General features: G+C 73.6%; 13 protein-coding genes. 6 read left to right on the forward strand and 7 right to left on the reverse strand.

The genetic code is table 11. From position 1 onward, the window contains the following. The coding region (locus tag K7G60_RS02115; protein ID WP_225799032.1) for a S8 family serine peptidase at positions 1-2,323 on the reverse strand (2,323 nt) is incomplete at its 3' end. Between the two features lie 233 nt (positions 2,324-2,556). Between K7G60_RS02115 and K7G60_RS02120 the strand changes: the two genes are divergently transcribed. The 3 genes from K7G60_RS02120 (at position 2,557) to K7G60_RS02130 (ending at position 4,612) form a co-directional block, all read left to right on the forward strand. Beyond that, positions 2,557-3,540: a helix-turn-helix domain-containing protein gene (locus tag K7G60_RS02120; RefSeq protein ID WP_225799033.1), complete on the forward strand. Its 984-nt coding sequence runs from the start codon at positions 2,557-2,559 to the stop codon at positions 3,538-3,540. 84 nt (positions 3,541-3,624) lie between these two features. Next, complete coding sequence (locus K7G60_RS02125) at positions 3,625-4,059, forward strand: hypothetical protein (RefSeq protein ID WP_225799034.1); 435 nt, start codon at positions 3,625-3,627, stop codon at positions 4,057-4,059. 70 nt (positions 4,060-4,129) lie between these two features. Beyond that, on the forward strand, positions 4,130-4,612 hold the full coding sequence (locus K7G60_RS02130; RefSeq protein ID WP_225799035.1) for a DUF456 domain-containing protein: 483 nt from the start codon (positions 4,130-4,132) through the stop codon (positions 4,610-4,612). On the opposite strand, the gene K7G60_RS02135 is transcribed toward K7G60_RS02130, so the two are convergent. From K7G60_RS02135 to K7G60_RS02155, 5 genes are all read right to left on the reverse strand, one after another. Next, entirely contained in the window at positions 4,613-5,971 is a 1,359-nt protein-coding gene (locus K7G60_RS02135; protein ID WP_225799036.1) for a DNA-3-methyladenine glycosylase 2 family protein, read from the reverse strand. Positions 5,972-6,060: 89 nt separating this feature from the next. Continuing rightward, a complete protein-coding gene (gene rsgA, locus K7G60_RS02140) occupies positions 6,061-7,173 on the reverse strand; it encodes a ribosome small subunit-dependent GTPase A (RefSeq protein WP_225799037.1) in 1,113 nt (370 codons plus the stop codon). A gap of 275 nt (positions 7,174-7,448) precedes the next feature. Next, complete coding sequence (locus K7G60_RS02145) at positions 7,449-9,317, reverse strand: pentapeptide repeat-containing protein (RefSeq protein ID WP_225799038.1); 1,869 nt, start codon at positions 9,315-9,317, stop codon at positions 7,449-7,451. A gap of 88 nt (positions 9,318-9,405) precedes the next feature. After that, a complete protein-coding gene (locus tag K7G60_RS02150; RefSeq protein WP_225799039.1) occupies positions 9,406-10,785 on the reverse strand; it encodes a hypothetical protein in 1,380 nt (459 codons plus the stop codon). Next, on the reverse strand, positions 10,786-15,219 hold the full coding sequence (locus K7G60_RS02155) for an ATP-binding protein (protein ID WP_225799040.1): 4,434 nt from the start codon (positions 15,217-15,219) through the stop codon (positions 10,786-10,788). A 124-nt stretch (positions 15,220-15,343) separates the two neighbouring features. Between K7G60_RS02155 and K7G60_RS02160 the strand changes: the two genes are divergently transcribed. Next, positions 15,344-16,330: a translation initiation factor 2 gene (locus K7G60_RS02160; RefSeq protein WP_225799041.1), complete on the forward strand. Its 987-nt coding sequence runs from the start codon at positions 15,344-15,346 to the stop codon at positions 16,328-16,330. Positions 16,331-16,577: 247 nt separating this feature from the next. Here the strand turns inward: K7G60_RS02160 and K7G60_RS02165 are convergent, their stop codons facing one another. Further along, the gene (locus K7G60_RS02165; protein WP_225799042.1) at positions 16,578-17,702 is read right to left on the reverse strand and encodes a YihY/virulence factor BrkB family protein; all 1,125 of its coding nucleotides are present in this window, start codon (positions 17,700-17,702) and stop codon (positions 16,578-16,580) included. A gap of 17 nt (positions 17,703-17,719) precedes the next feature. On the opposite strand from K7G60_RS02165, the gene K7G60_RS02170 reads away from it, so the two are divergent. Beyond that, positions 17,720-19,420 carry an acyl-CoA dehydrogenase family protein gene (locus K7G60_RS02170; RefSeq protein WP_225799043.1) on the forward strand — a complete coding sequence of 567 codons (1,701 nt, stop codon included), beginning with the start codon at positions 17,720-17,722 and terminating at the stop codon, positions 19,418-19,420. A 305-nt stretch (positions 19,421-19,725) separates the two neighbouring features. Continuing rightward, entirely contained in the window at positions 19,726-21,018 is a 1,293-nt protein-coding gene (locus tag K7G60_RS02175) for a helix-turn-helix domain-containing protein (RefSeq protein ID WP_225799044.1), read from the forward strand. Positions 21,019-21,027 lie beyond the last annotated feature (9 nt).

A 21,027-nucleotide genomic window follows, 5' to 3' on the forward strand; every position in this document is an offset into this window, starting at 1 on the left:
CGAACTCGAAGTCGCCCTCGCGGGAACCGCCTTCGACCGAGGCGTAGTAGCCGCGGATGGTGCGCGGTCCCGCGGCGGTTCCGGCGTGCAGCCAGAAGTCGTCCCAGGAGCGGGCGAAGGCGAGGGTGGCGCCGCGGAGCTCGGAGGCCCGGTCGGTCCTCACCGTCAGCTCGTGGGCCTCGCGGGCGTCGAGGACGACCGTGGTGTCCTTCTTCAGCTCCAGCTGCGGGCGGCCGAGGTAGCTGAGCGAGTCGGTCAGCGTGGCGCCCTCGCCGGCGTCGGGCGTGGTGACGAAGGAGGAGAGGAAGTAGCTGCCGGGGCGCAGGCGGTAGACCTGGTCGGCGGCCCCGTCGTTGAAGCGGCGCTCACCGGTGGCGTCGTCGGTGCCGATGACGTCGAGGGAGGAGGCGCCGGAGGCGGGCTCGCCCTGACGGTCGATCAGCTTGACGCGCAGGGTGACGGTCTCGGGCTCCACGTACAGCGAGAAGGGGGTGGAGACGTGGACGCCGCCCGTGCCGGTGGCGACGACGCGGCCGGTGACGTCGCCGTACTGGGCGCGCTCCAGGCGGGCGTCGGGGGCGAGGTCGAGCGGGACCCCGACGGTGGCGCCGGCCGGGACGGTGACGGTGCGCTCGCCGAGGCGGGCGATCGGGGCGCGGACCGCGGAGCCGTCGTCGCCGGTGACCTTCTCGACGGCCAGGTCGAGGGTGACGGGCACGTCGGAGGTGTTGGTGTACGGCACGGAGACCGTGGTGCGGTCGCTCCCGTCCTGCGGCCAGGCGAAGGTGCCGCCCTGGACGGCGGGGGAGCCGAGGACGGTCTGGTCGACGGCGGCCTTGACGTCGAGGCGGCCGCCGCCGACCTCGCGGACGTCGCCGGGGACCCCGCTGTCGGCGGAGGCGACGAGCGCGGACTTGATCTGCCGGGCGGTCCAGTCGGGGTGGCGCTGCTTGACGATGGCGGCGGCGCCCGCGACGTGCGGGGTGGCCATCGACGTACCGGACATGGATTGGTAGGCGTAGACGCCCCGGCCGCCGGCCGCGGCCGCGGAGATGCCGACGCCGGGCGCCGCTATCTCGGGCTTGAGGGTGTGGTTCACGATCGTCGGGCCGCGGCTGGAGAACCAGGCGGTGGAGTCGTCGCGGTCGGTGGCGCCGACGGTGAGCACACCGGGCGCGCAGCCGGGCGAGGAGACGGTGTCGTGGGCGGGGCCCGAGTTGCCGGCGGCGATGACGAACAACGTGCCCTCGCTCCGGGCGAGTTCCTCGGCCGCGACGCTCATCGGGTCGGTGCAGTCGGTGGGCACGGAGCTGCCCAGGCTCATGGAGACGACGTCGGCGCCCTGCGCGACGGCCCATTCCATGCCCGCGATGATCCAGGAGGCGGCGCCGGAGCCGGAGTCGCCCAGCACCTTGCCGTTGAGGAGGTCCGCGCCGGGGGCGACGCCCTTCTTCCTGCCGCCGCTCGCGGCGCCGGAGCCGCCGACGGTGGAGAGGGTGTGGGTGCCGTGGCCCCCGCGGTCGTCGGTGGTGTCGGAGTCGGTGAAGTTCTCCGAGGCGACGATGCGGCCCACGAGGTCGGGGTGGCCGGCGTCGGCGCCGGTGTCGAGGACGGCGACCTTGGTGCCCTTGCCGTCGTAGCCGGCGGCCCAGGCCTCGGGGGCGTGGATCTGCTTCGTCGACTGCTCCAGGGTGGCCTCGACCTTGCGGTCGAGCCAGAGCTTCCTCAGGCCGGAGGCGGAGCGGGCGGCCGGGGCGGCGATGTCGGCCCAGAAGGTGGCGGCCTGCTTCTTCTCCGCCTTGAGGGCGACGCCGTCGACGGCCTTGAGGACCTGGCCGCGCCTGGCGCCGCGGGGGGTGGCGGGGACGGAGCGGGCGAGGTCGGAGCCGTAGACGGCGATGAGGGGCAGCGTGGTGGTGGCGGCGTCGTCGTAGCCCTGGCGGATCAGGCCGGTGACGTTGAAGAGTTCCTCGTCGACGCGGCCGGCGGCGAGCGCGGCGGTGGCGTCCTCGGGGTAGACGTACAGGTCCGGTCCGGAGCGGCGGGTCTGTACCAGGGGGACGGTCCCGTCCTCCCGGGGCAGGGCCGTGGCCGCCGGGTTCCCTTCGGCGTCCCGGGTGACCAGGACGCGGTCGCCGGTGACCAGGGTCACCGTGGCGCTCTTCGCTCCGTCACCGGCGCGGGCCGAGGCCTCGCTGCCGACCAGCGGTCGCTTGCCGGCCGTGTCGTCCTGCGGCTCATCGGCCATGGACGGCGCGACCGCGGTGACGGCCAGGACGACGGCGGTCGCCGCCCCCAGGACCGTACGCGAAATCGGGCGCATCGCTCTCCCCATCTGAATCCGGAAAAAGGGCATAAGGCAGCCTTTTCCGGAGGCTGTTGGTGCTGCGGTGGCGCCACATTGGCAGAGGTGAGGGCGGTACAGGGATGATGGGAGAGGCGGGAATACGCCGTGGCCGTTTCCCGCCAGGTCACCAACGGAACGAATGCCTCCGGTGAACGTCCCTGGAACGTCCGGGACCGCCCGCCGGAGGTACGGCGAGGGGTGGGGCATCCATGCTGGGAGCGATAGGACTCGACGAACGCCAGGAGTCCGCGTACCGCGCCCTGGTCGCGCTGGGCGCGGCCGAGGTCACCGATCTCGCGCACCGGCTCGCCCTGCCCGAGCAGGAGACCGAACGGGCGCTGCGCCGTCTGGAGTCGCAGGGACTCGCCGCCCAGTCCTCGGCCCGCACCGGCCGGTGGGTCGCGGCGCCGCCCGGGGTCGCGCTCGGCGCCCTGCTGACCCAGCAGCGGCACGAGCTGGAGCAGGCCGAGCTGGCGGCCAAGCTGCTCGCCGAGGAGTACCGGGCGGAGGCCGCGGAGGCCGCCGTGCACGACCTGGTGGAGGTGGTGGTCGGCGCGAGCGCGGTGACCCACCGCTTCCTCCAGCTGCAGCTGGGCGCCCAGGAGGAGGTCTGCGCCCTGGTGACGGGCAAGCCGATCGCGGTCTCCGGCCTGGAGAACCACGCCGAGGAGCAGGCGGCCGGGCGCGGGGTCCGCTACCGGGTGGTGATCGAGCGCGAGGTGCTCACGCTCCCGTCGGGGCTGCTCGAACTCTCCGCGGCGCTCGGCCGCGAGGAGCGGATCCGGGTCGCCGACCGGGTCCCCACGAAGCTGGTCGTCGCCGACCGGTCCCTGGCCATGGTCCCGCTGACCGGCCGGGGCGCCGAGCCGGCGGCGATCGTCGTGCACGCGAGCGGGCTCCTGGAATCGCTGATGGGCCTCTTCGAGTCGGTGTGGCGGGAGGCGCTGCCGCTGCGGCTCGGGGCGGGCGCGCAGATCACCGAGGACGAGGCGCCTGGCCCGGACGCGATGGACCTGGAGATCCTGTCGCTGCTGCTCGCCGGGATGACGGACGCGAGCGTGGCCAAGCAGCTGGACCTGGGGCTGCGGACCGTGCAGCGGCGGGTGAAGGGGCTGATGGAGCTGACCGGGGTGACGACCCGGCTGCAGCTGGGTTGGCACGCGTACGAGAAGGGCTGGGTCGCCCGCGGCTGACGCGGGGACGTATGGGAAGGTGAGCGGCCGGTTCCACTTCCTCCCTCGTCCTCCCGCCCTCTCGTCTCCTGGAGTTCCGCCCCCATGAACGGACGCCGCCGTCGCGCCCTGCTGGCCACCGTGACCCCGATCCTGGAGCCCGGCGAGCGGGTGGAGGTGACGTGCGTCGTCAACCTGAGCACGGTCTCCGCACGCCGGACCGCCGCGTTCGGCGTGGCGTCGGCCGTCCTCAACGGTGGCGCGATGGCGGTGATACCGGTTCCGGTCCCGATGTACCTGGCGATGACCGACCGCCGGCTCCTCGTCTTCCGGGCGGATCCGGTCTTCGCCAAGCCGGTCGAGCACACCATGACGATCCCGCGCGACGGCCTGGTCCGCTCGGCGATCAGGGAACGGATCCTGAACTCCTCCTTCGTCCTCTCCTCACCGCACGGCGAGGCCGTCCTGAAGATCGTCTTCCCGCTGATCGCCCGCAAGGAGCGGAACCTCGTGGCCGCCGCCCTCCCCCTGGCGCCCTGAACCCCTGCCCCGTACCCCGTCCGCCCCGCGCGACCTGCGGAGATCCCGCTCGTCGTGCACGCTGGGCAATGTGGGTGTGTGGCAGCTCCTGATGATCGCGACGGTGATGCTGCTCGGTCTGTTCGGGGTGCTCGCGCCCGGCGTGCCGGGGACGTGGCTGGTGTGGGCGGCGATGCTCTGGTGGGCGCTGCACGAGCGCACGGACCTGGCCTGGATCCTGTTGGCCTCCTCGACCGGCCTGCTGCTCCTCACCCAGGTGATCGTCTGGCAGCTGCCGCCCCGCCGCCTCAGGGGCGTCGGCATCACCCGGCGCATGGTGACGTACGCGGGGGTGGGCGCCCTCCTGGGCTTCGTCCTGCTCCCGGTGGTCGGCGCGATCCCCGGCTTCGTCGGCGGGATCTACCTCTCGGAGCGGCTCCGCCTCGGCGGCCACGGCCAGGCCAGGGCGGCGACCCGGACGGTGATGCGGGCGGCCGGCACGAGCGTGCTCGTCGAGCTCTTCGCCTGCCTGCTGATCGTGGGCGCCTGGGCGGGCGCGGTGATCTGGGGCTGACTACGTCCCCGAAGGCCCCGCGCTCCCGCTCAGGTACCGCGCCGCGTAGGAGCGCCAGGGACGCCACTCCTCCGCCTCCGGGGCTCCCGTCGGGGGCACGTCGGGGTCGCCGAGGGCCCGCATCCGGATCAGCGCGGCGGCCTCGGCGGTCACGCCGGGGACGGCGAGCAGGGCGCGCTCGGCCTCGTCGCGGTCGGCTCCGGGATCGAGGCGTACGGCTCCGTCGGCGAGGGCACGGGCCAGCGGCCCCGCGACGGGGTGCTCCGTCAGGGCGGCGGGCTCCGGGAAGACATGGGTGAGGGTGCCGCAGGCGGTGGCCAGCGGGGTGCCGTGGAGCTCGACGAGCCGGGCCGACTCCTCGGCGCCGAGGACCGTCCGCAGCGCGAACTCCTCGGGCTCGGCCGTGCCCGGGGAGCGCACGCCCGGCCGGGCGGCCACCTCGGCGGCGAGCGCGGGGGCCGCCCCGAGGCGCTCGGCGACCGCGTACGGGTCGGCGTCGAGGTCGAAGAGGCGGCGCAGCCGGTGCACGGCGGTGGTCAGGTCGCGCAGCTCGGCCAGGTGGATCCGGGCCTCCAGCCAGCGCCCGCCGGAGCGCTCGTCGACGGAGACGACACCGGTGCCGTACGGGAGGCGGAGCGTGCGCCGGTAGGTGCGGGCGCCGGGAGCGCCGACGACCTCCTCCACCCGGGGAACGGCCTCGGCGGCGAGCAGGTCGAAGACCTCGCCGGTCGCGTACGGCCCCCGGTGGGCGAGCCGCAGCGGCACCCCGGCGGCGAGCGCGGTACGGGCTCCCGCGCCGCTGCCCGCCTCGGCGCGCAGGGCGGTGGGGGTGCGGGCGTAGACGGCGCGGATCGTCTCGTTGAACTGGCGGACGCTGGCGAATCCGGCCGCGAAGGCGATCTCGGTGACGGGCAGTCCCGTGGTCTGGAGCAGCAGCCGCGCGGTGTGCGCCCGCTGGGCGCGGGCCAGCGCGACCGGGCCGGCGCCGAGCTCGGCGGTGAGCTGGCGCTGCACCTGCCGGGTGCTGTAACCGAGCCGGCCCGCGAGGCCGGGCACGCCCTCGCGGTCGACGACGCCGTCGCCGATCATCCGCATGGCGCGCCCGACGACGTCGGCCCGGACGTTCCACTCGGCGGAGCCGGGCACGGCGTCCGGGCGGCAGCGGCGGCAGGCGCGGAAGCCGTGGCCCTGGGCGGCGGCGGCCGTGGGGTAGAAGGAGACGTTCTGCCGCTTGGGGGTGACGGCGGGGCAGCTGGGACGGCAGTAGATGCCGGTGGTCCGGACGGCGAAGAAGAACTCTCCGTCGAACCGCGCGTCCCTGCTGCTGACCGCCTCGTAGCGGGTGTCGTCGTCCCTCATGGCCCCCAGTGTGCGGGAGCCGCCGCCACCCGGCTCGCGGTTTTCGGACACCGCGCTGCGGGTGGCGACGGGCGAGCCGCCCGCACGGCCTACCGCAGCCGGCCCTGGCGCTTGAACTCCAGGGCCGCGCGGCCACCGGCGCCCACGCGCTTCCACTCCTTGAGCATCTCGGAGCGCATCCGGGCATCGGTCTTGGCCACGATCCGCCGGTTCTCGCGGAGCAGCTTGCGGTAGCTCTCCAGGCGGCGCACGGGCAGCGAGCCGTCCTCGATCGCCGCCGTCACCGCGCAGCCCGGCTCGGACTCGTGGGCGCAGTCGTGGAAGCGGCAGTCTCCGGCGAGCTCCTCGATCTCGGAGAAGACCTGGCCGACCCCGGCCTCGGCGTCCCAGAGTCCGACGCCGCGCAGCCCGGGGGTGTCGATGAGGACTCCCCCGCCGGGCAGGACGAAGAGGTTGCGGGTGGTCGTGGTGTGACGGCCCTTGCCGTCGACGTCGCGGGCGGCCTGGACGTCCATCACGTCCTCGCCGACCAGGGCGTTGGCGAGGGTCGACTTGCCGGCGCCGGAGACGCCGAGCAGCACGGTCGTGCCGCCCGCGATCGTCGCGGCGAGCACGTCGAGCCCCTCCCCGGTGGTGGAGCTGAGGGGCAGCACCTGCACGCCGGGCGCGACCGTCTCCACGTCCTCGACGAGGTAGGAGAGCCCGACCGGATCGGGCACGAGGTCGGCCTTGCTGAGGACGACGGTCGGCTGGGCGCCGGACTCCCAGGCCAGGGCGAGGAAGCGTTCGATCCGGCCGAGGTCGAGCTCGACGGCGAGCGAGACCGTGATGACGGCGTGGTCGACGTTGGCGGCGAGGATCTGGCCCTCGGACCGCTTGGAGGAGGTGGAGCGCGCGAAGGCCGTACGGCGGGGCAGGCACGCACGCACGTACCGGGGATCGCCGACGCCCTCCGGGTCGACGGCGGCCCAGTCACCGGTGCAGACGACCCGCAGTGGATCGTGCGGCGTCACGAACGCCGTGTCGGCGCGAACGACCCCTTCGGCGGTGGCGACGTCGCACTGCCCCCGGTCGACGCGGATCACCCGCCCCGGGACGAGCCCCCGGGCGGCGTGGGGCGCGAAGTCGGCGGCCCAGCCGGAGTCCCAGCCGTGGGCGTCGAGCAGGGAGGAAGAGGAGACGGAGGAAAGCGGGAAAGACAAGGGGGACCCTTCGAAGGGTGGCCCCGGCGGCGCGCTCCGAGCGCGCGGATCGAGTGGGTGTCAGCCGGAGACCACAGGGGTGGGAACGATGAACTCCTGAATGCGGGCAGAGCCCGTCACCGTGACAGTCATCAATGTCCTCACCTCCTGCTTCTTCTCGACGCACCGACACCGCCCCTGCGGGGGACGGATGGACAGCACCATAGCCCCACCCCTGGGCACGGCACCACCGATTAAATTCAGCCCCTCACCCGCCCGGCGATCGCCCGGGCACGTCATCGCTTCACGCGGCTGCGCACGGCGAGGACGGCAAGCCCGAGCAGGGCCGGCTCGACGAGGCGGGCAGTCATCTCGACGTACGTCCCGGTGGTGGTCAGGTCCTGTCCGGAGGCCCGGAAGATCACCGAATTGGTCACCACCCTCACGGACTTCTCGAACCGCTCGGCCGACAGTCGCTTCGCGTACGGCCCTTCCGGGTTGACGGGTGTCGGCTTCCTGGTCGTCAGGTTCACCCGGCGGCCGTCGATGGTCCCCGCACTGACCGGGTCCGGATCGGCCCGCGGCAGCCCCCACAGCATCATCGCGAACACGGTGGCCGTCATCGCCAGGACCAGCCAGGCCAGGGCACGCACGGCGCGCAGGCCGTAGCCGGAGAGGCCCCAGTACAGCCGCAGCAGTGCTCGCTCCCCGCGGGACGCCGCGGCGTCGTGGCGGCGCATTTCCATCTCGCCGTAGTAGAAGTCGGCCGCGCCCGGCTCGTTCCGGCCGTCTTCGAGCGCCTTGCGGAGCTGTCGGTAGACCGGCGCGAGCACGCCGGGTCCATGCGTCTCGACGCCCGGTGGCGCGGACGTCCAGCCGTCGCCGTACCGGGTCGCCCGCCAGTGGTGCTCCTCGGCGAGGGTCCGGCGGCGTATCCAGCGCGGCCCGGCGGGTGGTGGCGACAGGAGGCAGCGGCCTTCGAGCCGCAACTGGTCCAGGTGCACCGCCCCCACGAAGAGGCAGCCGGTCAGGTCGACATCGGCCAGCACCAGGTGCGCGGCGTCCACGCCCTTGACCGAGGTGACCCGCACCCGGTCATCGGTGAGCCCCGGTTCGGCGATCACCTCGCCCTCCGGCGAGACGAACGGACGGGGTCGGCCGACGACGGTCACGGGGAACTCCACCACGGCGTCGCTCAGATCCACCCCGGCGCACCGCAGCCGCAGCGCGGCGGTGGACGCCCACCGTGTCTGTCGGCAGCGCACCTCCCGCGCGGCGGCCTCCAGCGTCACCGCGGCCTCGAACACGGCGCCGGAGAAGTCCACCGTCCCCTGGCAGACCAGCGGGCCGATCCGGGCGGTACGCCGGAACAGCGCTCGCCGAAAACCCACGCCGGCCTCCAGCCGGGCCCCGGAGAAGGACAGGTCACCGCCGATCGCGGCTCCGTCGAACGTGGCTTCCACCTCGAAGTGAGCCTCGGCGAAGGGCATGTCCCCGACGATGTCCGCCCCGTCGAAGCAGGCTCTGCTCCGGTGGAAATGCGTGCCGTCGAAACAGGCCCGCCCGGCGATCCGGACCTTCCCGAAGTCGGCACCGTCCTCGAAGACCGCGCCGTCGAAGGCGGCTTCCCCCTCGATGACCGCCCCGCTGAAGGAGGAGACGCCGCGCACCCGGACACCCGAGAAGTAGGCGTCCCCGCATGTCATGCCCTTGAACATCGCGCCGCGGCCGACCTCTCGGACGCAGAACCGCAACGTCCCCTTGATCCGCGCCTCGTAGAACCAGGCGTCACCGCCCACTTCGGTGTCGTCGAACCACACATCTCCCGCGACCTGCGCCGCACCGAGGCGGAAATCGCCCCCGGCGCGCACGTCATGGACGTACACACCTCCGCCGAACACGGCTGATCCGAAGGAGCAGGAGCCGCCGAAGTCGATCCCGTCGAGCTCCGCGTCCCCGGCGAACCGCACCTCGTCGAACGACGCATCCCCCACCCGCGCCCGCCCGCTCCCCGGATCCCTGAGCGGTGCGAGGAGCTCGTCGAGCAGGCTCTGGGTGAAGGGGGTGCCCCGGTGGTCGAGGTTCGCGCCGGGGGTCAACGAGGCCAGGTAGGCGGCCCGTTCGACGCCGTCCAGATGCGCCAGGCAGGCCGTGTACGAGCCCACTCTGTGCCCCCGGCAGCGTTTCCCGGTGTCAAGGTGCCCGCACTGCGGCCACGCGGGGGAGTCGGTTCCGGTCATCCCAGCTCCCGCCTCATACCGCCACGACCGTCACGTCTCTCCGGTCACGCCCCTTCGGCCGGTCGACCAGCGCCTCGACCACCCAGCGTCCGGGCGGGACTTCCAGTTCCGCCCGATAGCGGTCGGGCTCGTACTGCCGGAAGGCGACGGGAAGCCTGTCGGTACGGCCCGAACGCCACGCGAACGTCCGCAGATTGCGCCGCGGCAAGTCGTGCCCCAGCAGCTCGATCACGAACGGGCGGCCGGCGGCGACCGGGTCCCGGGGGAAGTGCAGGACGATGCCCTCCTCACCGGCGAGCGTGCCGCCGGGCGGGCGTCCCGCGCGGATCGCGAGCATCGCGTCCCGGAGCGCGGGGCCGCTCGCCAGATCCGCGTTCCGGAAACCGGTCCACAGCATGGGGTCCGCACCGGTCCAGTCGGCGACGGCCGACCGGCGGGGCACCGTCCCGTCGCCGGGCCCCAGCAGGCTGTCGGCGATCCGTGACCCGTCGGAGGAGAGCACGACCGCCTCGGGGCTCGGGAAGTCGGCGCTGCCGAGGCAGTGCACGGTGTACGGGAGGGGGCCGACGCTCCGGTGCTCGTCGCACACCGAGCGGAACTCCTCCCGGAAGGCCAGCGCCTCGCGTACGGCGTCGCCCGGCAACCCGGGAACCGGGTAGCGGTTGTCGGTGATCTGCCGCTCGCGGCTCTTCCCCTCGACCCGCACGGCGGGATACACCGGCAGCATCTCGACGACCGCCGGCAGATTGAGCGCCCAGTCGCGCAGCGCCTCGTTCAGCCGGGCGGCCACGGCTGCGCCGGGGCCCGCGTCGCCGGGGACCGCGTGACCGGCCAGCAGCCGAGCGGCTTGGGCCAGCCCCTGTTGCGGGGTGCCGAGGGTGACCAGGGTCCGGGCGGTCTCCCGACCGCCCTCGCACTCCAGATAGTGCCGTCCGATCAGACCGCCCGTCGCATGACAGACCAGGATGACGCGCGGGTCATCGGTCCGGTCCGGGTAGTACGCGCCGACCTCCGCACGCCACCGGTCGAGCTCGCGCGCCACCCACGCCTTCAGCTGCCGGGCCACCAGCCGGTGGGACAGCCGCCAGTCGTACCCGAACGGCACGAACTGCGCGTCGAGCGGGTCGCCGAGGGCGGCGCGGACATCGGGATAGCCCATGCAGGACAGCAGCCCGGGCACGGAGTCCGGGACCTGCAGCAGCGCGCCGGCGTCCAGCCGGAAGGGGCCTTCGGGCAGCGCGTCCCCCAGCCCCGGCGGGAGGGCCACCTCGGTGAGCGCCGCAGCCTCCGAGCCGATCAACCGCTCGCCGCATCGCGCCCAGACGTCCCGGCCGTCCCGACACAACCGGGTGCCCAGAAACCCTGGAACGAAGACCACCAGATCGTGTTCCATTCACCCTCCCCCTGTCCCGGCACCGGAGAACATGTGCGGCAGCCGGATCAGATCGCAACGGTCCTCCCCCTGCAGCGCCATCACGAGACCCTCCGGGTCCATCGCCGTACGGACGGCGTGCACGTCGTACCCCCGCCCGGGGATCCCAGGCCCGTCCAGCCATTCCCGGGACCAGACGTCCCACGCGCGTGACACCGTCCTCGGCGTACAGAGCAACAGCACGGGCCGCTCCACGGGGCCGGCGAACACCAGGGAGGTCACGTCGGGGAAGTCCCCCGGCAGCCGCTCCGGGGGGTGAAGGCTCTCGCCGGAACAGTCCTTGAGGTACACGCTGCCGTGGTCCGCCCAGGCCAGCATGGGCATCGAGGCGTCGTCCTCGTCGTCGTACAGCTCCCCGAGGGCGAGGCAAGAGGGGTCGGCCGTGAGCAGGACGCGCTGCTCGACGCCGTGCTCGCCCTCGGTCCAGACCCGCAGCTGGTCACTCAGGTCGCCGGCCATCCAGTACGAACCGTCCCGCAGGACCCTCGTGTCGATCCCGCAGAACCCGCGGTCGGTCCGGATCGCGCGCCCCGCGATCCCTGCGGACGAGACATCGGCCGGGACCTCGTGACGTACCAGCCGCCGGCCGTCCGCCACGCTCAGCCGCAGCGTGAGGGCGGCCGGGTCGCCCGCCAGGCTCAGCGCGCGGGCCGGCTGGCCGGCGTCCCCGCCGAGCGGGACGTCCCGGTGGGTGACGACCGACAGGCTGTCGTCGAGCCGCCACAGCCGTACGGCCCGGCCGGCCGCGGCGGCCACCGTCCAGCCGTCCGCCGCCCGCACCGCGGCCACCGCCGTCACCGTGCACCCGTCGTGGGCGAGGTCCGTGGCCGGGAGGGCGGCCGGATCCCCCTGCTTCGGCCGGGAGATCCGGATCCGGTCGTGCCAGGCCCGGCACAGCAGCGGGGGACCGTCCGGTGCGGCCGCCAGGGCAAGGACCGGGCGTTCGTTGCTCGGCCGCCGCTGGATCCCGTAGCCGGCCTCCAGCGCGGGGACCACGTCCACCACCCGGATGTACGGGCCGTCGGCGACCGCGAGCAGTCCCTGACCGTCCGGTTCGAACGCCATGGCGCCTTCCCGGGGGGCGTTCAGAACGAGCGTGGCCTCGCGTCCGGACCGCTCGACGGACCAGATCCGGACGGCCACTTCCTCGTATCCGGCGAGCAGCAGTTCGTCGCCGTACCGTCCGAAGGCCAGGCCGCGCGCGTTCGAGGGGTACGTCGCCACCTCCTCCACGACCGGCCGGCCGGATACGGCCTCGCACCGCCAGACGTACACAGCGGTCCCGTCGGCCACGGCGAGGAAGCCCTCCCGGGGGGAGACCGTGAACGCCGCGGCGGCCATCGCGGGTGCCGCCAGGGTCACGCCGGGATCGGTCCGGCAGGCACGCAGACCGCCGTCACCGTTGCGGGTGCGGTCCACTTCGAACAGCTCCACCCGCTCGGTGCCCGCCGCCAGGACGAACATCCGCGTGCCCAGGGTGAGGGCCGCGAGCTGCCGCACATCCGCCGTACGGACCTCCTTCAGCCGCGTGTCCAGGTGCGTTCCGCTCTCCCAGAACCACACCCACACCCGGTTCCCGTCGGCCGCCAGGGTCACGCGCTCGCCCTCCAGTTCGGCCACCGACAGGGCGCGCACACTGCCGCCCCACCGGAACTCCTGATCGGGCGTCCGGGCACCCGCGCGCCAGAAGTACACGGCCTGATCGTCCCGGGCGACGGTGGCCCAGCGGACTCCCGCGCCCACCTCGCGCACTTCGCTGAGCGGGCGTCCGCGCTCCCCGCCGGTCCGGGGCAGCCGGCGGGTCAGCAGCCGGGCGCCCGACTGCGGGTGCAGGACCTGGATCTCCCCCAGTCCGCCGGCGGTCAGGGTGTCCGCGTGGGCCGACCCCACCGCTCCGGTCCCGGCGCGCCAGCTCAGCGCCCGCGCGCCGCCCGCGGGTGCCGCGCGCCGCCACTCCGGCGGGTCCGGCGGGACATCGGTCCAGTACTCCTGCCAGGGCAGGAAGCCGTCGGTGTGCCGCAGCGTCCGGTACGTCGCGTCACGGTGGCTGACGAAGGCGGTGGCGCTGAGCAAGGCCTTGCGCTCCAGCAGGACCGACTCCGGCAGCGGGCCGGACACGCGGGGGAACGAGCTCGCGACCCTGCCGTAGAGCGCGGCGCCGTCGCAGTCCCGGGCCAGACCCGCCGCGAGTGGCAGCATGACCTCGGGGTTCGTGCGCAGCAGGAAGCCCACGTCCTCGAAGAGCTCCCGCAGGGCGTCCGACCCCACCTGGGCGGCGTGGGCACCCAGGTACTCGAGGGTGTACTCGTCGGCGCCCCTCCAGTCGCCGCCGGCACGGGCGCGCAGCGCGTCGAGCACCCTGCGGTGTGCCTCCCGGGCGGTCAGCCCGGCATCGGAGAGGAAGAACTCGCCGTAACTCGGATGGGCCAGCTGATGGCGGATCCGCCCGGCCGTCCGCCGCGGGCCGTCCTTCTGGGTGGCGACGATGCCGCCGTCCGCGCTCCGGCACACCTGTCTCAGATCCTCCAGCGTGAGCTCCGGCGAGTCGGCCTCGCGCAACGCGTTGGCGAGCGTCAGCCAGGTCGCGTCCGGGGCCAGCCCGGGGCCTTGGATCACCGTGAGCGCCCGCAGCACCTCGTGGGCCCGCTGTGCGCCGGGCTGCTCGCTCAGGTGGCGCGTCTCCTCCGCCAGGCGGGTGCGCAGATCCATGCCGCCGTCACGCAGCCACGCCGGCAGTTCGGTCTCGGCGGCGACCGTGGTCCGCCGGGCGAGCCCGGTCGCGACCAGCCGGGCCACCAGGAACGAGCCGTGACTCTGCGCCGCGACGATCTCTGCCGTCCAGTCGCGGTCCTCCCGCCGCGCTTCACCCCGGTACGGGGAGTGCTCGGTGTCCAGCACGGACAGCACCATGCCGGTGATGCTCGCGCGCGCCTCCTCGTCGTCCCCGAGGACCACGGGTTCGACGCTGAGTTCCAGGGTGTCCAGGAGCGACTCCTCCTCCGCGGGCGCCGTGGTACGCCGACGGGGCTGTGTCCGGGTACCGACGATCACCCGGACACCGGGCGTGTTCGCCAGGGGGCCCAGGACGTGCCGGGCGATCGCGTGCGCCTGGTCCGGGAGGGCCTCGTCGAGCGCGTCGAAGAGCAGGTTCACCGAACCCGCCCGGCCGACCAGCTCCTCGAACGCGTCGGTGAACTTCTCAGACGTCACCGGCTCCTCCGGCAGCGACGGTGCCCCGTCGATGTCCGCCAGTACCTCCCGCAGGTGCGCGGCCAGCGAATGGGCGGACTGCCCCCGGCAGCTCAGCGCCGCGTGAATGGTCCCCGCCCGGGGCAGCGTCGCAGGGTCGAGGTCCTGGCCGAGGGCCTCCCGCCAGCTCGGAAGGGAGGTGAGGGCCAGCCGGCCGAGCAGCGCGGTCTTCCCCGTGCCCGCCAGGCCCGTCACAGCGAGCAGCCCCTTCGGGTGGGTGTCCATCCAGCGCACGATCCGGCTCAGCGCGTCCCGCCGGCCCGCGAAGTGGCGGTTGAGATGGCTGTTCTCCTCGAGACCGAACTGATCGGCCTCGATCCAGGGCTTCCGCCGCGTCAGCACGGCCGGCGTGTACACCGGTCGGTCGGACTGGTGGTAATGGGGGTTGTCGAGGAAGTTGTTGGGGAGCGCCCGGACCTCCCGGCAGTCCGGCCGCTGCGCGGGGTCGTCCAGACCGTCGTCCGCGGCCCTCGCGTCCACGGCACGGCAGAGATAAGGCAGCGGAAGATACAGCGCGGACGGCTCGAACGGGCGGGCCTGGTCGTCCGCCACGAAGTCCGGCTTCGCCAGCGCTTCCTCCAGCCATGTCACCCAGCGGCCCGCCGGCACCTGTGCGTCCGCCCCCGAGGTGCCGATGACGGCGAAGCCCTTTCGTCGGCTTTCCCGTGCCCGGACCACCGCGGGGTCCCGATCCAGCTCCACGGCGTGCCGCACCGCCTCGCCCAGGGAGTTGTAACTCTGCGAGGAGCAGGCGTCGACGATCAGCAGGGTGTCCGTCTCGTACTCCGGCCGCAGCAGGAGTCCCACCAGCTCGAGCAGGGGGACGGCCCGGGCGGGGTCGAACTCGCCCGACTGCCACGAGTCGGCACAGGCGAGGAAGTAGCCCTCGTCGCCGCGCTGGACGCCGTGCCCCGTCCAGTAGAGGGTCTTCCTCTGGGCACCGTCGGCCAGGAATTCCTCCAGCCCGGCCCACAGCTGCCGCCGGGTCGCTCCGCCCCGGTCGACCCGGAGGGTCTCCCCGAAGCCCAGCCCCTCCCTCATCGTCTCCGTGAAGCGGTCACGGACCTCCGCCAGTTGCGGACGGCGCAGCCCCTGCTGCTCCTCCGCGTCCGGATGGAAGTACTCCGATACGGCGATCGTGCCCACCAGGGAAGAGGATCGTCGCTCGGCCCTCAGCAACGCCGGCCGGTCGACCGCGCCGTTTCGTACCATGAGATCGGCAGCACCCCCCTGAGTGTCCATCACGGCTTATTTATCAGTGGAGTTGGCGATGCGCGACAGATTCACCGTAGTCGGCCGGACGACAGGCTGCCATCTCTTCGAAGGTGACGGGATCCGGCCCATCGACGAAGAGAACGTCCACGTCAAGTACACGCCGAAGCGTGTGCAGTTCCCGGAGGAGATCGCCGCCTGGCGGCGGTCCATCGAGGCGGAGGAGGAGCGCAAGGAGGCCGGCGGGCTGCCGCACCGGTGGAACAACGCGCGTTTCGCGGTCGAGCGGGTCGTGGTCACCCGTACGCACCTGGACGAGGAGCCCGTGGTGTCCCTCGCCATGCGGGACGCCGACTACTTCGACTTCCTCACCACCTCTCTCAACCTGGACCGGCGGCAACGGAACGGCCTCACGCTGCGCCAGCAGTATCTGGAGGGCGGCGACCCGGCCGACGCCCCCTCCTGGATGAACTGCAGCTTCGGCGTCAACGTGGCCCTGGAAACCGGCCAGGACGGCAAGATGCTGTTCTCCCGGCGCAGCGCCCAGGTCGCCGGGCCGAACAGCGCGCGGTGGAACTCCTCCGCCAACGAGGGTCTGGCCCGGCAGCACGATCTGCCCCGGGACGGCAGTCCCGTCAGCCTGCACGCGGTGGCGCGCCGCGCCATCTTCGAGGAGCTCGCCGTGCACGACGACGAGGCCGAGGTGGAGCTGCTCGGGTTCGGGATCGACCTGGTCAACCACCAGTGGGCGGCGTTCTTCCGCGCGGTGGCGCCCCAGCTCGACGAGCCGGCGCTGCGTCTCCGCTGGACGCGCGGTGTCACCGACAAGTGGGAGCACGACCGGTTCGAGTTCGTGGACGCGGACCCGGAGTCGGTGTTCGGCTTCATCGCGGACGAGCCGGAAGAGCGGTGGACACCCTGCGCTCCGACCCTCTTCTATCTCGCCCTGGTACGCGGTGCCGTGGAGCGCGCCGGCGGTGATCCGGCCGGCCGGATCACCGTGGAGCGGGCCGAGCGGAAGGTCATGTCGGACCGCGGTCTGTGAACCGGAGGCCGGGGCGAGGCGTCTCAGGGGTTTCCCGCCCGCACCTCCCCCGAGGAACGCGGCCGAGGACGAGCGGTCCCGCGCCGATGACGGACCCCGGCCCCGCGGAGGCGTACCCCCCTGCCCTTCGCCCCGGCACCCGTGAGTACTCCGGTGAGCAGCAGGGCCGGGGCCCCGGGGCGGGGACCAGAGGCGCGGGGCGGCGGTCGGCTCCCCGGCCCGGACGGGCCCCGGTCCCGGAGGACGGTCAGTCCTTCTCCCAGCCCGAGTGGAGGCGGGACCTCACGTCGTCCGGGGGGAGGAACCTGGACCAGCGCTCGGGGAACTCGGACGGCATGTCCGGGTCGTCCTCGTCGACCTCCTCCGCCTCGGCGCGCACGCGGGCGACGAGCTCGGCGGCCTGGATGGCGCGGGCCCGTTCGTTGGCCTCGCGGGCGGCGGCGGTGGCGACGGAGGGCCAGACGCGGTCGATGGCGGCGTTCACGGCGGCGCCGACGAGGACCGCGAAGGCCGAGATGCCGATCCAGAGGAGGACGGCGATGGGCGCGGCCAGGGAGCCGTAGATCGTCGGGCCCTCGACCTGGCTGGTCAGGTAGATGCGCAGCAGGAAGCTGCCGAGGACCCACATGCCGAGGGCGACGAGGGCGCCGGGGATGTCCTCGATCCACGGCGACCTGACGGGCACGGAGACGTGGTAGAGCGTGGTGAGGAAGGCGATGGAGAGCAGGATGACGGCCGGCCAGTAGAGGACGGCGACGACCTCGGTGCCCCAGGGGACGAGCTCGACGACCCGGTCGGGGCCCACGACGGCCAGCGGCAGCACGACGGCTCCGATGAGCAGCGCCACGATGTAGAGGAGCAGGGCGAGGAGCCGGGTCTTGACGATGCCCCGGTGCCCGTCGAGGCCGTACATGACGGTGATGGTGTCGATGAAGACGTTCACCGCGCGCGACCCGGACCAGAGGGCGATGGCGAAGCCGAGGGAGATCAGATCGGGCCGTTTGCCCTGGGTGATGTCGTCGAGGAGGGGTTCGGCGATCTCGTGGACGCCCCGGTCGGAGAGGACCGTGCCGGCCGCGCGGAGGATGTTCTCCCGGATGCTGGCGACGGTGTCGGTGTTGGTCCAGTCGTCGGCGTAGCCGAGGACGGCGATCAGGCCGAGCAGCAGGGGCGGCAGCGACAGCAGGGTGAAGAACGCGGCCTCGGCGGCGAGGCCGAGGATCCGGTACTCGATGCACGAGTTGACGGTGTCCTTGAGGAGCAGCCAGGCCATCTTCCGCTTCGAGACGTTGCGGTAGAGGACACGCGCGCGGTGGAGCCTGCTCCAGGGGCGACGCTCGGGTCGATCGGGTGTTTCTCTTGCTGCCTGCACCTGCTTACCGTATCGGCATGGCAGCGAGCACCCACACCGTGACCAATCAGGCTCCGCCCCTGGTCGGATATGACGTCTTCACGAGCGACCGGGCGCTGGCGGAGGCCGTCGAGCGGCACCTCGCTCCGGACCTCCTGGCGGAGGCGCGCGACGACCTGAGCCTGCTGGGCCGGGCCACCGGTTCGGCGCAGGTGCGGGAGTGGGGTGAGCAGGCGAACGAGCACCCGCCCCGGCTGCGGACCCACGACCGGTACGGCCGGCGGGTCGACGAGGTCCTGTTCCATCCGGCCTGGCACCGGCTCCTCGGGAAGGCCGTGTCGGCGGGGCTCACGCACGCGTGGGGCCGTCCGGGTGGTCATGTGCGGCGGGCCGCCGGGTTCATGGTGGCGTCGCAGGCGGAGGCGGGGCACGGCTGCCCCGTGTCGATGACGCACGCGGCGGTGCCCGCGCTGCGCGCCGAGCCGGAGCTCGCGGCGGTCTGGGAACCGGCGGCGCTCTCGCACGTGTACGAGCGGGAGCTCCGTCCGGTCGCGGAGAAGCCGGGGGCGCTGCTCGGCATGGCGATGACGGAGAAGCAGGGCGGCAGCGACGTCCGGGCGAACACGACGGAGGCCCGGCCGCTGGCGGCCGACGGCGAGTACGTCCTGACGGGGCACAAGTGGTTCTGCTCGGCGCCGATGTCGGACGCCTTCCTGGTCCTCGCCCAGGCCCCGGCGGGGCTGACCTGTTTCCTGGTGCCGCGGGTGCTCGCGGACGGCTCGCGCAACGCCTTCGCGATCCAGCGGCTCAAGGACAAGCTGGGCAACCGGTCGAACGCCTCCGCCGAGGTGGAGTTCGACGGGACGACCTGGGCGCGCCGCGTCGGCGAGGAGGGGCGCGGGATCCGGACGATCATGGGCATGGTCGCGGCGACCCGGCTGGACTGCGTCCTCGGCTCGGCGGCGCTGATGCGGCAGGCGGTGGCGCAGGCCGTGCACCACGCCTCGTACCGCTCGGCCTTCGGCGGGCTGCTCGTCGAGAAGCCCCTGATGCGGAACGTGCTCGCCGATCTCGCCGTCGAGTCCGAGGCGGCGACGGTCCTCGGCATGCGGCTGGCGGCGGCCTACGACGCCACCGACAGCGACGGCGGCAGCGGCAGCGGCAGCGGCCGCCCTGCCGGCAGCGACGGCAGGAGCGACCCCGAACAGGAGCGGGCCTTCCTCCGCATCGCCGTACCGGCGGCGAAGTACTGGGTGACGAAGCGGTGTACGCCGGTGGTGGCGGAGGCGCTGGAGTGCCTGGGCGGCAACGGGTACGTGGAGGAGTCGGGGATGCCCCGGCTGCTGCGGGAGTCGCCGCTCAACTCGATCTGGGAGGGGTCGGGGAACGTGCAGGCGCTCGACGTGGTGCGGGCGCTGCGGACCGAGCCCGCCGCCCTCGACGCGCTGCTGCGGGAGGTGGGGGCGGCGCGGGGCGCCGACCACCGGCTCGACCGGGCCATCAGGGGGCTCCTCGTCGAACTGGCGGACCTGGAGGGGATCGAGGCGCGGGCGCGGCGGCTCGCGGAGCGGCTGGCGCTGGTTCTCCAGGGCTCGCTGCTGGTGCGGTGGGCTCCGCCGGAGGTGGCGGACGCGTTCTGCGCGGCGCGGCTCGGCGGGGACGGCGGCGCGGCCTTCGGGACGCTCCCGCACACGCTGGACCTGCGGGCGGTGGTGGAACGGGCGCGGGCCGCCGTGTGAACCGTCACGGCGTGAGCGGTCGAGCGCTGTACCGCGCGTGCGAGGGGTGGACCTGAGGGGGTGCCGGGCCGGTCAGGTCGGCACGCGCGGAAAAAGCGGGGGTGGTGCTGCGCCGACACGGCACCACCCGCCGCTGTCCCCAGCCTCGCCCAAAGGGCCGGTCGGTCGCCAGAGTTGCAAAGGGTTGCAGGATTACCCGAACCGGGCCTCGCCGGACGCTCCCGGACGGCACGATGGGCACCGACACTCCGGACATCTGCCCCGTGCAGAACCGATACAGCACCCCGGGTGGCTGGGAGAGACCGATGAAGAACACGCAGCTCGACATGAAGCGGCTCGCCGCCATGGACGCAGCCCAGGCCAGCCGGCTGCTGCACCGAGTGCGCGAGGAGACCCTGGCCGGCCGGCGGCCGCCGATCGCGCCCCGGCCGGTGATCGACGCCTCCTGGCAGCGGATGGCCCGGCTCGGCCTCGACCCGGACCAGAGCACCAGCACCGTGCTGCTCCGGCGGGACGAGCTGGAGGAGCGGCGCAGGACCACGCTCCTCTCCGAGGTGATGCAGACGCTGAGCGGCGGCATCGCCGGCATCGCCGACGCCTCCCTCCAGATCATGGTGGTCACCGACGAGCACGGCCGGGTGCTGTGGCGCCAGGGGAACCTCGCCGTGCTGCGGCAGGCGAACGGCATCTGCCTGGAGGAGGGCGCGGCCTGGGCCGAGCACGCCACCGGGACGAACGCGGTGGGCACGGCGCTCGCCCTGGGCCGTGCGGTGCAGGTGCACTCCGCCGAGCACTACGTGCAGTCGCTGCACAACTGGACCTGTGCCGCCGCGCCCGTGCACGACCCGCGCGACCAGCGGCTGCTGGGGATCCTGGACGTGTCCGGTCCCGCGTCCAGCTTCCATCCGGCGATGCTGGCCCTGGTCGGCTCGGTGGCGCAGCTCGCCGAGGCCGAGATGCGGGAGCGGCACCACCGGTCCATCGAGCGGCTGCGGGCGGTGGCGGCGCCGATCCTGTGCCGGGTGGGCGGCCGGGCGGTCGCGGTGGACGACCACGGCTGGACGGCCGCGGTGACCGGCCTCGCGCCGATGGAGCGGATCCCGCTGCCGAAGTCGTTCCGGGCCGGCCGGGTCTGGCTGCCCTCGCTCGGCGTGTGCGCGGTGGAGCCGCTGCCGGGCGGCTGGCTGCTGCGGGTCGAGGAGGAGGCCTTGCCCGAGGAGCCGGGCGCGGGGGCGGCGAGCCGGGTCGTCCTGGACCTGAGCCGGCCGCGCCGCTGGACGGTGTCCGTGTCCGGGGTGGCGGGCAGCTGGCAGCAGGAGCTCAGTCCCCGGCACGCGGAGCTTCTCTATGTACTGGCGCTGCACCGCGACGGCCGGACGGCGGCGGAGCTGGCGGACGACGTGTTCGGGGACCGTACGCGGACGGTGACCGTACGGGCGGAGATGTCCCGGGTGCGGCGGAACCTGGCGGGGGTCCTGGCACACCGCCCGTACCGCTTCCGGGAGGAGGTCGCGGTGGAGGTACTGCGCCCGGAGCGCCCGGAAGACCTGCTCCCCCACTCGACGGCCCCCGCCGTCCGCGCCGCGGACCCCGCCTGACCGGCGGGC

Origin of the sequence: Streptomyces sp. NK15101, assembly GCF_020400725.1 — a bacterium.
In the GTDB taxonomy this organism is placed as follows: Bacteria; Actinomycetota; Actinomycetes; order Streptomycetales; family Streptomycetaceae; genus Streptomyces.